Origin of the sequence: Streptomyces sp. G7(2002), from assembly GCF_028870195.1 — a bacterium.
In the GTDB taxonomy this organism is placed as follows: domain Bacteria; phylum Actinomycetota; class Actinomycetes; order Streptomycetales; family Streptomycetaceae; genus Streptomyces; species Streptomyces nigrescens.
The window spans coordinates 8,185,153-8,198,640 of record NZ_CP102609.1 but is presented as its reverse complement, the minus strand read 5'-3'; the positions used below and the strand labels follow the sequence as shown (position 1 = coordinate 8,198,640).

Genomic DNA, 13,488 nt, shown 5'->3' with positions numbered 1-13,488 from the left:
ACACGCAGGTCACGCCCGGACAACTGCATGATTGTGCAGTGGTTTTTCGCTGCTCGCTCTTGCGCGCGGACCGGAGAAGGGAACATGGACAACGGGACAGCCGACGGGGCGTCGGACGGGGACTCGGCGCACACGGACGATGCACCCTGCGTGAGCGGATACGCGGAGGACCCGGCCGGGCCGTACGCGGGCGGCCCCTGGCGCAACTACTTCCTGATCCTGCTGGACCGTATCCCCACGCCGATCGCGGTGTGCCGGGCCCATGGCGAGGTGCTGATCGCCAATCCGGCGATGGCCGCCCAGTGGGGCGCGGCACCGGGACAGCTGCGCGGCCGCAATCTGCTGGACCTCTTCGAGCCCCGTGCGAAGGCGCAGCTCGACAGGCTCAGCGAGGCCCTGCGGCTGGGGCGCCGGTCGCGCTATCCGGTCGAGGTGCGCTGGCAGGCCGGCTCCGACGGCAGCGTACGGGAAGGGGAGCTGACGATCGATCCGGTGGGCGATCCTTCGGTGCGTCCGCCCGCCCTGCTGGCGCTGCTGCGGGTCAGCGAGACCGCTCCGCCGCCGACGCCGCGGGGCTCGGCGAGCCCGGTGGAGGCCCGCATCCTGGCACTGGCCGCGGGCGGCGCGACCACGGCGTCGATCGGTACGGCGCTCGGGCTGACGGTCGACGGGGTGAACTACCACCTCACCCGGCTGGCCCGCCGCTGGCGGGTGCAGGGCCGTACGGCGCTGGTGGCCAGGGCGTATGTGCTGGGCGTGCTGTCGGCGGACAGCTGGCCGCCGGCTCCCGCCTGACCGGGCCGGGCGACGGGGCCGGGCGACGGGGCCGGGCGACGGGGCCGGGCGGCTGGCCGCGCGGCGGCGGCGCCGCGGCCCGGGAGCCCGGCAGCACGCATGTGCGGATAACCTCCCTGGTGTGGAGGAGAACGCAGCCGCGCAGTTCGAGCGCGGAACGGACGGCCCGAAGGTCATCGTCGTCGGCATCGACGGCTCCGACTCGTCGTGGCGCGCCGCCGCCTATGCGGCGGGGCTGGCCCGGCGTCAGGCCTCGAAACTCGTCCTGGTCTATGTCCAGCCGGTGCTGCCGGCCGGTGCGGCGATGGGGGCGCCGGTCATGGATGCCACGAACGAGGTGGCCGAGGAGCTGATGGCCGAGATCCGCCGGGCGACCGAGCGGCTGCAGGGGATATACCAGGTGCGCTGGGAGTTCCACACCCTGCGGGGCGATCCGTACAACGGCATGGTGCAGATGGCCGATGACCTGAAGGCCGACGCGGTGGTGGTCGGCGCCTCGGAGTCGGCCGGGCACCGCATCATGGGCTCGGTCGCGGTGCGGCTGGTCAAGGCCGGCCGCTGGCCGGTCACCGTCGTTCCGTAGGCCCTCTCCGCCCCTGATCCGCCGGACAGGCCCCAGGACGCCGGACCGCCCGCCGCTCCGCTGGTGGGGCGCGCCGCCCTGAGGCACGGTGGAAAGTGGACGGGCGGAGCGCCGCCCCGACGAGGGAGACCACCGTGACCGACCGCACGTATCGCGTGACCGAGATCGTCGGTACGTCCCAGCAGAGCATGGACGCCGCGGTCAAGAATGGCATCAAGCGCGCCTCGGAGACCTTGCGCAATCTCGACTGGTTCGAGATCACCCAGGTCCGCGGGCATATCGTCGACGGCGAGATCGACCATTACCAGGTCGGCCTGAAGGTCGGATTCCGGCTGGAGGACGCCGATTGAACACCTCTCCCGTGTACGTCTCCCGGCGAGTCCCGACAGTACTAGGGAGTCGCCTTCCTTAGTCGCTCCCGAGGGTCCATGATGATCCGCCGTCGGACCACGACGGAGCGTACGGAGGGATGACGATGGGGCTGCGCGCGGGAAAAGGCGTATTGCGCCGTAAACCGATCGAACACATTGAAGAGGCGGAAGGCACCGCGAGCGAGCAGCTCACCCGGGCACTCGGCCTGTGGCAGCTGACCGCCATCGGCGTCGGCGGCATCATCGGCGCGGGGATCTTCACACTGGCCGGCACCGTCGCGAACGAGAAGGCCGGACCGGCGGTACTGATCTCGTTTCTCGTCGCGGGTATCGCGAGCGCCGCGGCCGCGTTTTCCTACGCCGAATTCGCCGGGCTGATCCCGAAGGCGGGCTCGGCCTACACCTATGGCTACGCGGTCCTCGGTGAGGTGGCGGGCTGGTTCATCGGCTGGGACCTGCTGCTGGAGTACACCGCGATCGTGGCGGTGGTCGCGATCGGCATCTCCGGCTATTTCGGCTTTCTGCTCGGCGAGCTGGGCGTCGATCTGCCCGCCTGGATGCTGGGCGCACCGGGCACGGGACCAGGGCACCGGGTGGACCTATTCGCCGCGGTGCTCTGTCTGCTGATCGCCTATCTGCTGACGCTGGGCATCAAGAACGCGGCGCGTTTCGAGACGATCGTGGTGGGCCTGAAGGTCCTGGTGGTCGTCGTGGTGATCGTGGTCGGCTTCTTCCACATCAACACCGCGAACTACACGCCGTTCTTCCCGTTCGGGGTGAGCGGTGCCTTCACCGGCGCGGCCACGGTCTTCTTCGCGGTCTTCGGCTATGACGCCATGAGTACCGCGGCGGAGGAATCCAAGGACGCCCAGCGCCATATGCCGAAGGCGATCATGTATTCGCTGGCGATCTCGATGGTGCTGTATGTCCTCGCCTGCCTGGTGCTGACGGGTATGCAGAACTACACGGAGATCGACCCGGAGAGCGGTTTCTCGTCGGCGTTCAAATCGGTGGGTCTGGGCAGCCTCGCGGATGTCATCGCGGTCGGCGCCATCATCGGCATTCTGACCGTCATGTTCACCTTCATGCTCGGTGTGACCCGGGTGTGGTTCTCGATGAGCCGTGACGGTCTGCTGCCGAAGTGGTTCGCCAAGACCAGCCCCAAGCACCATGTGCCGACCCGGGTGACCTGGATCGTCGGCTTCGCCTCCGCGGCGATCGCGGGTTTCCTGCCGATCGGTGAGGCCGCCGAGCTGACGAACATCGGCATCCTGCTCGCGTTCGTGGTGGTCTGCGTCGCGGTGATCGTGCTCCGCTACAAGCGCCCCGACCTGCCGCGGACGTTCCGTACGCCGGGAATGCCGGTGGTGCCGGCGATCGGAGTGTGCTTCTCGATCTGGCTGATCACGTTCCTGGCGTGGCAGACCTGGGTCCGGTTCGCGGTGTGGTTCCTGATCGGCCTGGTCATCTACTTCGCCTACTCCTACCGCCGCTCGAACCTCGCGCGGGCGGAACGGGAGGCTGCCGGAGCGGAGGGCGGCCCGGGGCAGGCGTGAGCCGCGTCCGCTGACGGGGCTGCGGTGTGCGGCGGGGGCCGGCGGGCGTGGGTCCGCCGGCCCCCGCCCGTCTCTCAGAAGACGAACGGTCCGGGCGACTGCTTGGACGTGGCCTGGCAGGTGGCCGTGATGCCGAACACCACGACCTTCAGGGAGGTGGCCTCCAGGCGGTCGCCCGCGGCGACCGTACCGCTGAGCGGTCCGGTGGAGACCGGGCTGCCGGCCGGGATCGCCGGGTTGGCCTTGCCGCTGAACTGTGTGGTCCCGGCGCCGTTCTTGGTGAGCGTGAGGGTGGACGCCACCGAGTTCGCACCGATGGCTATGGGTGAGGTGATCGCCGAGGTGGAGAGGCTGATGGTCGCGGCCGTGCCGTTCTGGGTCGCGGTGAGCGTCCCCGTACCGGAACCGTAGAAGCCGCAGTTGAAGGAGAGGGTGGCGGTGCCAGGGGTCACCGCGGGGGCGGCCGGCGCCATCGCGAGGGTGCCCGCGGTGGCGACGGCGACGACAAGTGCCGTACGGAAGCCGAATCTGCCGGGTCTGAGGTGCTTCATAGGGGGGTTACCGCCTTCATGAGGGGGGTGCAGGTCCATGGCACCGGCCGTCGAAGGGTGCGGGAGGGAACGACAGGCAGCCACCCGGGGGCCGCGGTCGGACCCCGTGCCGACCCACCGCCCAGATCTGACGGATGGTCAGCGACCTGAATCGCTGACCATTGAGGCATGCGCCCCTGAAGAGAGCAAGGCAGAACCCTCATGATTTTCGGGGTGCCCGGCCGGCATGGCGGCGCGGCCGGCGCACCCTCCTCATCCGTCACACTGCGCCGCCACCAAGGCCTCACCGGCCTCCGTCCGGAAATAGAGCACGGACCGTCCGGCCCGGCGGCGGCCGGCGAGCCGGGCATCGAGCAGCACCTTGAGGTGGCGGCCCACCGACCCCAGGCCCTGGCCGGTCAGCGCCACCAGCTGGGTGGTGCTCTTGGGAGTGCCGAGGAGGACGAGTACGCCCGCCCGCGCGGGGCCCAGCAACGCGCCCAGCGCCTCGGGCGCCGCCACCCGTCCGGTCTCGGCCAGCACGCCCGAGCACGGATACACCACGGCGGACCGCTGTCGGCCCGGGGCCGGGCGGACGTCCCACGAGACCCAGCTCTGCTGCGGTGTGACGGGGACGAACAGCAGCCGTGCCCCGTCGAGTTCCCTCGGCGGATGGTCGTCCGCCGTGATCTGCAGCCGGTTCGCTCCGAGCCAGCGCATACCGGGGCGCATCCCGGCCAGTGCCGCGGTCCAGCCGCCCCGGCTCAGCTGCGCGCTGCGGGTGAGGACATCGGCCTCCAGGACCCGCCGGCGGCGCGCCCAGTACGGCAGCACCGCTTCCTGCCACACCCACTCCAGCAGACCGGCGGTGCGCTCGGGCAGGTCGCCGGCGCGGCACAGCGGACCGGGCAGCGGCCGGCCCTCCAGGGAAACAGCGAGATCGGCGCGCACGGTGGCGGGAGAGGTTGCACGGACGGGCACCAACTCCTCGGCGAGGGAGGGCAGTTCCGCTAGCGGGTCACCGGCCGGCGTGGGCGTCAGGAAGGTCGCGTTCCAGCGGTGTCCGAGAGCGGCCCGGACCAGCGCGGCGGTGACCGGGTCGTCGGTCAGCCGCCTGCGGTAGGCGGGCAGATGGCGTTCGAGCCAGGCCCGCTCCCCCGGATGCGCGGCCGTGCCCCGGTGCAGGGTCTTCAGCGTGGCGAGGGTCTCGGCCAGCGGGGAGATCGCGAAACGGCTTCCGGCGAGGGTGTCCGCGCTCACTTCCCACCAGCCCATCTCCCCTCCCCCTTCCCCGCTCCGCGCCGTTCGCCGTGGTTTCGCCGGCCCGCGAAACAGTAACGCCCCGCCCGCACGGCCCCCGAGACTCCGGGACCGTGCGCACCTACCGACAACTCTTCCGTACACCGGAGTTCACCCCCTTCTTCCTGACCTCCGCCCTGCAGGTGGGGGCGCAGACGATGAGCGGACTGGCCCTGGGCCACCGGGTCTACGCGGCGACCGGCTCCCCGCTGCTCTCCGCCCTGGCCATGTTCGGCCCGGCCCTCGCCCAGGTGATCGGCGCGGCGACCCTGCTGTCGGCGGCCGACCGGATCCCGCCACGCACCGCACTGACCGGCCTGGCACTCCTCCTCGGCCTGGGCACCGCCGTCCAGGCCCTCCCGGGGCTGCCCGTGTGGGCGGCCTTCGCCGTCCTCCTGGCGCTCGGGCCGGTCTCCTCGCTGGGCGGCGGAGTGCGCTACGGGCTGCTCCACGAGATCCTGGCGCGCGAGGGGTATCTGCTGGGCCGCTCGGTACTCAACATGTCCGCCGGTCTGCTGCAGATCTGCGGGTTCGCGGCCGGTGGTGTCCTCGTGACCGTTCTGTCGGCGCGTGGCACCCTGCTCGCCGGGGCGGGGCTGTACGCCGCCGCCGCGGCCGTCGCCCGGTGCGGTCTCGGCCGGCGGCCACCGCGCGCCGCGGGCCGGCCGTCGGTGGCCGACACCTGGCGCAACAACGCCCGTCTGTGGTCCGCCGGGCCCCGCCGCACCGTCTACCTCGCGCTGTGGGTGCCCAACGGGCTGATCGTCGGCTGTGAGTCCCTCTATGTGCCCTACGCGCCCCGGCACGCGGGGCCCCTCTTCGCCTGTGGCGCCCTCGGCATGCTGACAGGGGACATCCTGATCGGCAGATACGTCCCCCGGCGGTGGCGGCCACGGCTCTGTGTCCCGCTGTGCCTGCTGCTCGCCGTGCCGTATCTGCTGTTCGCCCTCCGCCCGGCACTCCCCCTCGCGCTGGCCGCCGTGCTGCTCGCCACCATCGGCTATGCGGCGAACCTCCCCTTGCAGGAGCGCCTGCTGTCACTGACCCCGGACGAACTGAGCGGACACGCCCTGGGGTTGCACTCCTCCGGCATGCTGACCCTGCAGGGCGTCGGCGCCGCGCTGGCGGGCGCCGTCGCCGAACGCACCTCGCCCACGACCGCGATGGCGGCGATGGCGGCCGCGTCGGTGGTGGTCACGGTTGCGCTGGCGCCCGGTCTCCGTCCCGGGGGTCCGGAACGGCGGCCGACACAGGACGGCGACGGCGACGGCACCAGCGACAGCGACAGCGACAGCGACAGCGAAGGCGACCGCGACCGCGACGGCACCAAACCCTGCCGGAAAATGCCCGGGAAACTCGCTCCGGCGCAGCGGGAATTGCCCCCTTCACGGCCTTCGACGGGGGCGTGAGCGGCGCTCCGCTCCGGGGCGTACGTGGCACCCTTCGCCCGCTCGCCCCGGCCCCGCACACCGCCGGTGACAGTATCCGCACATCCCTCCTCATCTGGGCTTCTGTGCCTGTCGAACCTACGATCGCCGGACAGGGAAGGGGGACCGGATGGACCGGAATATCCGCACCGTAGAGGACGTACTCAGGCTCCTGGACGGCCTGTTCGCACCGGAGGCCGACCGCTGGACGAGCGGGGCGGCCTCGTGGTGGGACGGCTTCTACGCGGACCGCGACAGGGCGGTGCCATTCTTCGTGGCGAAGCCGGACGAGAACCTGGTCTCATACCTCGAACGTGGCCTGATCACCCCGGGCCGGGCCCTCGACCTGGGCTGCGGGCCTGGCCGCAATGCGGTCCATCTGGCCTCGCTGGGCTTCGAGGTGGACGCCGTCGACCTCTCTCCGGCGGCCGTCGCCTGGGCCGAGGAGCGCGCCCGGGAGGCGGGCGCCGAGATCGGCTTCCACTGCGGTGACGCCTTCGCGCTCGCCGGCACCGCACTCGGCGGTCCCTACGACCTGATCCACGACTCCGGCTGCTTCCACCATCTGCCGCCGCACCGCCGCATCAGCTATCTCGCCCTCCTCGACCAGGTGCTGGCCCCCGGCGGCCATCTCGCCCTCACCTGCTTCGCGGCGGGCGAGATGGGTTCCGAACTTCCCGACGGCGACTTCTACCGCCAGTCCGGTCTCCACGGCGGTCTCGCCTACACCCCGGAGTCGCTGCGCCGGCTCTTCTCCGACCTGACGGAGGTCGAGCTGCGCCGTATGCACGACGAGCCGCCGGAGTCCCCGTCCTTCGGCGAACCCTTCCTCTGGACGGCCCTGTTCCGCCGCGACACCCGTCCATGACCTCCACGGGGCGCGGCCGGGCCGGTGCCCGAAACCGGTCCGGCCGCGGAGCCCGCGGAGCCCGCGGAGTGCTCAGCGGCTGCCGCTGGGCAGGGAGTGTCCTTCCGCCGGCGCGGCCGGCCGGGAGACGCTTCGCACCAGATGACCCGCGGCCGACTCCGCCAAAGTACGGAGCGCCGGGTGCCAGGGGCGGGCTTGTGGTCCGGTCAGGACGAGGCGGCGTGAGGTCTGCGGCTGCAGCGGGAGCAGGACCAGGTCAGAGGGGATCAGTGAGCGGGAGACCTCGGACAGGACCGTCACACCGAGACCGGCCTGCACCATGCTGATCAGGGTCGCCAGGTCCCGTACCCGGTGCGTCGGGGAGAAGCGCAGCCCGGCCAGGCTGTGGAGCGTACGGACCCGGGCCTCACAGCCGTTGGGGGAGATCAGGAACGGGTCGTCCTCCAGGTCGCGGATGTCGACACGCGGCTCGTCCGCGAGGGGGTGGTCCCGGGGCAGCAGGGCCCGGTACTCGTCCGTGGCGAGCTCGATACCGGGGCCGGACCAGGGGTACTTCCCCGCGGTGGCCGGGGGAGGGTCGATCAGGACGGCGGCATCGGCCGTCCCGTCCTCCAGCCAGGCCGCGACCTCGGCGCTGTCGCCCTCGAAGACCCGCACGGTGATCCGCGGCTGGTCCTCGCGCCAGTGCCGGAGCAGGCCGGGGACCAGGCCCTGGCAGACCGTTGGTGTGGAGGCCAGCCGCACGGTTCCGGTCATGGTCCCGCCGGCATCGGCCGCGAGCTGCTCCACGGACCGGACCGCCGACAGCGCCATACGGGCGTGCGGCAGGACCTTCGCACCGAGCACGGTCGTCCGCACCGGGCTGGCGCGGATCAGCAGCGGGGCGGTCAACTCCCGTTCCAGGGAGGCGACGGCGTGCGACACCGCCGACTGGCTCATGCCCAGCTCGGCGGCGGCCGCGCTGAACCCGCCCGCGTCGACGACGGCGAGAAAGGCCCGCAGCTGGGGCAGATTCAAGGTCATGCGTGGGTCTCATATCCCTATGACGACTATGCGTTGGATCAATGATGCCCGGTTCGGTGACGCTGGCTCCGTGCCGCCGGTTCCGGCGGCGACACCCCCGAGCCAATACCGAGGAGAGCCATGCCGTATTTCCGGGTCACCGTCCCCGACCCCGACCTCCCCGCCGATGTCCAGCGCGCCCTTGCCGAGGGGCTGACGGGGCTGGCGGTCACGGTGCTGCGCAAGGACCGCGCGCGCACCATCGTCCACCTCAATCTGGTTCCGGCAGACCGCTATTACGTCGGCGGCACGCCCCTGGCCGGCGGCCGCGAGGCGCATGTGGAGGCGAGTCTCACCGCGGGCACCAACAGTGCCGCGGAGAAGGCCGCCTTCATCGCCGCGGCCGACGAGCTGCTGTCGGACCTGCTCGGCCCGCTCCCCCGGTCCGGTGTCGCGCTGCACGAACTGCACCCGGAGAGCTACGGCTACAACGGGGTGACGCAACTCGACTACTACCGGCGGGCCGGGAACGCACCGGCTGCGCCCGCCGCCCGCTGAGGCCTTCGCCGGGCTGTGCTTCTTCTGCCCGGCTCGCCCCGTTCGTTCCCGCTGACGTGCGCCCGCCCCCTCGACGGGGGCCGGGCGCACAGGAGTTACTCCCGCGGCACCTCTTGACGCGCCCTTGGCCGCAACCAAGAATGAGCGCGCTCTGACAACGTTGTCGGCCACGCGGGGCGTGCGCGCTCGTCCGCACGGCCCGGCCGGCTGTCCGGCGACCCAACCCCCGGAGGTCCGGATCCATGCCATGGCTCAGTCGTACCCGGCTGCGCACCGCGGGCGCGGTGCTGGCGGCCGCGCTCATCGGGAGCGCGCTCGCGGTCCCCGCCGCGCAGGCCGAGCCGCCCGGCGGCCCGCTCACCGACCTGGTCAACCCGTTCATCGGCAGCCAGAACGACGGCAACACCTACCCGGGTGCCGCCGTACCGTTCGGCATGGTGCAGCTCTCCCCGGATACCGGGCACTTCGCCGGCTACAGCTACGACGACGACCGCATCCGCGGCTTCAGTGCGGTGCACCTCTCGGGCGTGGGCTGCGGACTCGGCGGTGATCTGCCGGTGCTGCCCACCACGGGCGACATCACCGAGACCGACTATGCGAAGTACGCTTCCGGCTACCGCCACGACGACGAGTCGGCCCGGCCCGGCTATTACCGCGTCGGCCTGACCTCCTACGGCGGAATCACCGCCGAGCTCACCGCGACCGCACGCACCGGGAAGCAGCGCTACACCTTCCCGGCCACCGACAAGGCCAATGTGCTGCTCAACGCGGGCCAGTCGCTGCACAAGACGGTCTCGACACGGGTCGAGGTGCTGGATTCCCGCACCATCCGCACCACCATCACCAGCCGCGGTTTCTGCCAGGACACCCAGCCGTACACCGTCCACACGATCACCCGCTTCGACCGGCCGTTCACGTCGTACGGGACCTGGGACGGCGACAAGGTGACGGCCGGGTCCAAGGGGTCCACCGCCGGCGGCCGGCACGGTGCCTACGCCCGCTTCGACACCCGCTCGGACCGCACCGTCGAGGCGACCACCGCCCTCAGTTACGTGGACGCGGCGGGCGCGGCCCGCAATCTGCGTGCCGAGGGCGGCAGTTCCTTCGACCGTACGAAGGCGGCGGCCGACGCCGCCTGGGAGCGGCGGCTGGGGCTGGTGAAGGCCCAGGGCGGCGACCGGACGCTGCGCCGGACCTTCTACTCCTCGCTCTACCGGTCCTTCCTCGCGCCGAACATCGGCAGTGATGTGGACGGGCGGTACACCGGATGGGACCGGAAGACGCATCGCGCCAAGGGGTTCACCTACTACCAGAACTGGTCGTTGTGGGACACCTATCGCACCCAGGCGCAGCTGCTGGCGCTGCTGGCGCCGGGCGAGTCCCGCGATATGGCGCTGTCGGTGCTGCGGATCGACAAGGAGAGCGGCTGGCTGCCCAAGTGGGGCTACGGGACGGTCGAGACGAACATCATGACCGGCGATCCGGTCACTCCCTTCCTCACCAACGCCTATCAGCAGGGGCTGTTGCGGGGCCATGAGGAGGAGGCGTACGCGGCGCTGAAGAAGAACGCCGACGGAGTGCCGCCGGACGGTTCGCCGGCCGTCGGCCGGGAGGCCAACGCGCCCTACCTCAAGGACGGCTTCGCCCCGTACATCAAGGGCCGCCCGCACCCAAAGCCCGGCGACTCCGACTTCGACCACGGTGCCTCGGCGACCCTCGAATACGCCCTGTCGGACGCGATGCTGGCCCAGATGGCGCGCGATCTGGGGCACGGCAAGGACGCCGACCGGTATGCGGCCCGTGCCCAGAACTACCGCAAGATCTTCGACGGTTCGACCGGCTTCTTCCGGGCCCGCGACGCACAGGGCGCCTTCACCGGCCCCGCCGACCCGGCCAAGAGCGAGGGCTTCCACGAGGGCACGTCCTGGCAGTACCAGTGGCTGGTTCCGCAGGATCTGCCGGGGATGCTGCGGCTGATCGGCGGCAGGGACAAGGCCGATGAGCGCCTGGACGCGTTCTTCGCCTACCGGAAGCTGCTGGAGGACCCGGAGAAGACGGCCCGCGAGGTGTGGGTGAACGGTCCCTACGACTACTACAACGCGGACAAGTACAACCCGCAGAACGAGCCGGATCTGATCGCGCCGTACACCTACCTCTCCACCGGCCGCCCCTGGAAGACGACGGATGTGGTGCATGCGGCGCTGACGCTGTTCACCGACACGCCGACCGGGATGACCGGGAACGACGATCTGGGGACGATGTCGGCGTGGATGGTGCTCTCCTCGATCGGGGTGTTCCCGGTACAGCCGGGCACCGACAGCTGGGGGCTGAGCACACCGGTCTTCGACCGGGTGGACCTGACCCTGGACCGGCGTTACTACCCGTCCGGGCACTTCACCGTCACGGCGCCCGGTACCTCCGCCGCCCACCGCTATGTGCGGTCGGTCCGTCTCGACGGCGCCGACCACGACCGGACCTACCTCACCACCGAGGATCTGCGCTCGGGCCGTGAACTGGCCTTCACCGTGGGCACGGAGCCGTCCCGCTGGGGTACCGGCGAGCATGCCGCACCACCGCCGGTGGGCACCGGCTCAGCCGCGCAGCAGCAGTCCGACCGCCAGCGCTGAGATCACCGCGGCGGAGAGCAGCGCGGTGACGACCCGCCCCCGGGAGCCGGTCAGCGTCCTGCCCAGCACGGCGCCGCCCGCGGCCAGGAACAACTGCCAGCTCGCGGAGGCGGTGACCACGGCGGCCACGAAGGCGGCGGAGCCGGCGGCACCGGCCCCCGGTGCCCCCGCACCACCGGCCAGCACCAGCGCGGAGAAGTAGAGGACCGCCCAGGGGTTGACCAACGTCAGCCCCAGGAAGGCGAGATAGGCCCGGCCGGGGCGTCCCAGGACGTCCCGTGCCGGGCCCTCCTGCGTACCGCGGTGGCGCAGGGCCCGTACGGCGGTCCGGATCGCCATGCCGAGCAGGATGACGGCGGCGAGCGAGCGCAGCGGGCCCGCGGCCGGGGCGACCGCACGGGAGAGGGCGGCGCCGCCGGCGACCGCGGCCAGCGCGTAGAGGCCGTCGGCGGTCGCCACCCCGAGCGCCGCCGAGGCACCGACCCGGAAGGAGGTCCGGGCGGTCACACTCACCAGCAGCACGGCCAGCGCGCCGACGGGAACGGCGAGCGCATAGCCCGCCCACAGTCCCGGCAGAAAGGCATCGGTCAGGATCTCGGTCATGCCGTTCAGCTTCGGGCGGGCCGATGTGGTGGGTCCATCGAAAGTTTCCGCAGGGAACCGTGTGGCATCTCCGCACGGTTGATGCGGTTGTCCTCAACTACGCTCCCCCGCATGATCGATCCCCGGCTGCAGACCCTGCGTGTCCTCCATGAGCGGGGCACCGTCACCGCGACCGCCGAGGCCCTGCATCTGACCCCGTCGACGGTCTCCCAGCAGCTGCGGCAGCTGTCGGCCCGGCTCGGGCTGGAACTCCTGGAACCGGCGGGCCGCACCATACGCCTCACACCGGCGGCGTTGGCGCTGGTCGAGCACGCCGACGCGCTGTTCGCGCGCTGGGAGGAGGCCCGCGCGGATCTCGCGGGCCACGCGGACGGGGTGGCCGGGCGGCTGCGGATCACCGGGGTGGCGACGGCGATCGCCGGGGTGATCGCGCCGGCGGCGGCGCGGCTGCGTGAGGAGTTGCCGCGGCTGGCGGTGGAGATCGGCGAGGACCCGGGCGAGAACCGCTTCGAGCTGCTGCTGGCCGGCTGGGCGGATATCGCCGTGGTGATTCCGGCGCCGGGCAGCCCCTCACCGGACGATGCGCGCTTCGCCCAGCAGCCGCTCCTGGAGGAGCCGCAGGACCTGCTGGTGCCGGCCGGGCACCGGTTCGCCGGACGGGCGGCGCAGGGGGTGGCACTGGCGGAGGCGGGCGGGGAGAGCTGGATCCGCGCCGGAGATCCGGCCGATCAGCATCAACTGCTGCTGACCGCCTGTGCCACGGCGGGCTTCACCCCGCGGGTGCGCCATGACGCGGTGGACTGGTACGCGGTCGCCGCCCTGGTCGCGCACGGCTTCGGGATCTGTCTGGTGCCGAGGCTGGCGCCGGTGCCGGAGCGGTGTCCGGTCGTACGGGTGCCGCTGCGCGGGGAGCCGCTGCCGGTACGGCGGTTCCTGGCAGCCGTCCGGCGCGGCAGTGCGCGGCAGCCCCCGGTCGCCCGCGGGCTGGCGGCGCTGCGCGCGGCCGCGGGCGAACGGGAGGCGAAGGGGGTGTGAGCGGGCGCGTCAGTGCTGCAGGGCCTGCCAGAACTCGTCGAACGACATCCGGCCGTCGCTGTCGGTGTCCCTGGCCTTGATGACCGCCTCGGCGACCGGGCCGGTGACGTACGGGTCGCCCATCTCGGCCATCGCGTGCTTGAACTCCTCCGGCGTGACCTGGCCGTCGCCGTCCGCGTCGAACCGGTCGAACGCCGCCCTGGCCTTCTCCATGTCTGCCATGTGAGGTGCCCC

At 71.8% G+C, this 13,488-nt stretch carries 14 protein-coding genes; 9 read left to right on the top strand and 5 right to left on the bottom strand.

The features are described from left to right. Window positions 1-84: 84 nt before the first annotated feature. From NUT86_RS35180 to NUT86_RS35165, 4 genes are all read left to right on the top strand, one after another. The gene (locus NUT86_RS35180; RefSeq protein ID WP_274739402.1) at window positions 85-795 is read left to right on the top strand and encodes a PAS domain-containing protein; all 711 of its coding nucleotides are present in this window, start codon (window positions 85-87) and stop codon (window positions 793-795) included. 121 nt (window positions 796-916) lie between these two features. Then, window positions 917-1,378, top strand: a complete 462-nt coding sequence (locus NUT86_RS35175) for a universal stress protein (RefSeq protein WP_018088486.1) — start codon at window positions 917-919, stop codon at window positions 1,376-1,378. A gap of 134 nt (window positions 1,379-1,512) precedes the next feature. Then, window positions 1,513-1,728, top strand: a complete 216-nt coding sequence (locus NUT86_RS35170) for a dodecin (protein ID WP_093645640.1) — start codon at window positions 1,513-1,515, stop codon at window positions 1,726-1,728. A 125-nt stretch (window positions 1,729-1,853) separates the two neighbouring features. Then, window positions 1,854-3,305, top strand: a complete 1,452-nt coding sequence (locus NUT86_RS35165) for an amino acid permease (RefSeq protein WP_371874908.1) — start codon at window positions 1,854-1,856, stop codon at window positions 3,303-3,305. 74 nt (window positions 3,306-3,379) lie between these two features. Here the strand turns inward: NUT86_RS35165 and NUT86_RS35160 are convergent, their stop codons facing one another. After that, on the bottom strand, window positions 3,380-3,856 hold the full coding sequence (locus tag NUT86_RS35160; protein WP_274739399.1) for a hypothetical protein: 477 nt from the start codon (window positions 3,854-3,856) through the stop codon (window positions 3,380-3,382). A 252-nt stretch (window positions 3,857-4,108) separates the two neighbouring features. Next, window positions 4,109-5,110 carry a transcriptional regulator gene (locus NUT86_RS35155; protein ID WP_274739397.1) on the bottom strand — a complete coding sequence of 334 codons (1,002 nt, stop codon included), beginning with the start codon at window positions 5,108-5,110 and terminating at the stop codon, window positions 4,109-4,111. Between the two features lie 98 nt (window positions 5,111-5,208). Between NUT86_RS35155 and NUT86_RS35150 the strand changes: the two genes are divergently transcribed. After that, a complete protein-coding gene (locus NUT86_RS35150; protein ID WP_274739395.1) occupies window positions 5,209-6,543 on the top strand; it encodes an MFS transporter in 1,335 nt (444 codons plus the stop codon). Between the two features lie 148 nt (window positions 6,544-6,691). Continuing rightward, window positions 6,692-7,429, top strand: a complete 738-nt coding sequence (locus NUT86_RS35145; protein ID WP_274739394.1) for a class I SAM-dependent methyltransferase — start codon at window positions 6,692-6,694, stop codon at window positions 7,427-7,429. A gap of 72 nt (window positions 7,430-7,501) precedes the next feature. Here NUT86_RS35145 and NUT86_RS35140 read toward each other — a convergent pair whose 3' ends face one another. After that, window positions 7,502-8,452: a LysR family transcriptional regulator gene (locus NUT86_RS35140; RefSeq protein WP_159484883.1), complete on the bottom strand. Its 951-nt coding sequence runs from the start codon at window positions 8,450-8,452 to the stop codon at window positions 7,502-7,504. 120 nt (window positions 8,453-8,572) lie between these two features. On the opposite strand from NUT86_RS35140, the gene NUT86_RS35135 reads away from it, so the two are divergent. Further along, window positions 8,573-8,989: a tautomerase family protein gene (locus NUT86_RS35135; RefSeq protein WP_274739391.1), complete on the top strand. Its 417-nt coding sequence runs from the start codon at window positions 8,573-8,575 to the stop codon at window positions 8,987-8,989. A gap of 242 nt (window positions 8,990-9,231) precedes the next feature. After that, window positions 9,232-11,616: a GH92 family glycosyl hydrolase gene (locus NUT86_RS35130; protein ID WP_274739389.1), complete on the top strand. Its 2,385-nt coding sequence runs from the start codon at window positions 9,232-9,234 to the stop codon at window positions 11,614-11,616. Here NUT86_RS35130 and NUT86_RS35125 read toward each other — a convergent pair. Continuing rightward, window positions 11,581-12,219, bottom strand: a complete 639-nt coding sequence (locus NUT86_RS35125) for a LysE family transporter (RefSeq protein WP_274739387.1) — start codon at window positions 12,217-12,219, stop codon at window positions 11,581-11,583. The two genes, NUT86_RS35130 and NUT86_RS35125, sit on opposite strands and share 36 nt — an antisense overlap. A 111-nt stretch (window positions 12,220-12,330) precedes the next feature. Between NUT86_RS35125 and NUT86_RS35120 the strand changes: the two genes are divergently transcribed. Further along, complete coding sequence (locus NUT86_RS35120; protein WP_274739385.1) at window positions 12,331-13,254, top strand: LysR family transcriptional regulator; 924 nt, start codon at window positions 12,331-12,333, stop codon at window positions 13,252-13,254. 9 nt (window positions 13,255-13,263) lie between these two features. Here NUT86_RS35120 and NUT86_RS35115 read toward each other — a convergent pair whose 3' ends face one another. Continuing rightward, window positions 13,264-13,476: an EF-hand domain-containing protein gene (locus NUT86_RS35115; RefSeq protein ID WP_020397709.1), complete on the bottom strand. Its 213-nt coding sequence runs from the start codon at window positions 13,474-13,476 to the stop codon at window positions 13,264-13,266. Between the last annotated feature and the right edge of the window lie 12 nt (window positions 13,477-13,488).

What these genes read in the sequence shown, in the direction of transcription:
- NUT86_RS35155 (WP_274739397.1), bottom strand. Translation starts at nt 5,110, where the DNA reads ATGGGCTGGTGGGAAGTGAGCGCGGACACCCTCGCCGGAAGCCGTTTC.
- NUT86_RS35140 (WP_159484883.1), bottom strand. Translation starts at nt 8,452, where the DNA reads ATGACCTTGAATCTGCCCCAGCTGCGGGCCTTTCTCGCCGTCGTCGAC.
- NUT86_RS35115 (WP_020397709.1), bottom strand. Translation starts at nt 13,476, where the DNA reads ATGGCAGACATGGAGAAGGCCAGGGCGGCGTTCGACCGGTTCGACGCG.
- NUT86_RS35135 (WP_274739391.1), top strand. Translation starts at nt 8,573, where the DNA reads ATGCCGTATTTCCGGGTCACCGTCCCCGACCCCGACCTCCCCGCCGAT.
- NUT86_RS35180 (WP_274739402.1), top strand. Translation starts at nt 85, where the DNA reads ATGGACAACGGGACAGCCGACGGGGCGTCGGACGGGGACTCGGCGCAC.
- NUT86_RS35120 (WP_274739385.1), top strand. Translation starts at nt 12,331, where the DNA reads ATGATCGATCCCCGGCTGCAGACCCTGCGTGTCCTCCATGAGCGGGGC.
- NUT86_RS35160 (WP_274739399.1), bottom strand. Translation starts at nt 3,856, where the DNA reads ATGAAGCACCTCAGACCCGGCAGATTCGGCTTCCGTACGGCACTTGTC.
- NUT86_RS35125 (WP_274739387.1), bottom strand. Translation starts at nt 12,219, where the DNA reads ATGACCGAGATCCTGACCGATGCCTTTCTGCCGGGACTGTGGGCGGGC.
- NUT86_RS35145 (WP_274739394.1), top strand. Translation starts at nt 6,692, where the DNA reads ATGGACCGGAATATCCGCACCGTAGAGGACGTACTCAGGCTCCTGGAC.
- NUT86_RS35165 (WP_371874908.1), top strand. Translation starts at nt 1,854, where the DNA reads ATGGGGCTGCGCGCGGGAAAAGGCGTATTGCGCCGTAAACCGATCGAA.
- NUT86_RS35130 (WP_274739389.1), top strand. Translation starts at nt 9,232, where the DNA reads ATGCCATGGCTCAGTCGTACCCGGCTGCGCACCGCGGGCGCGGTGCTG.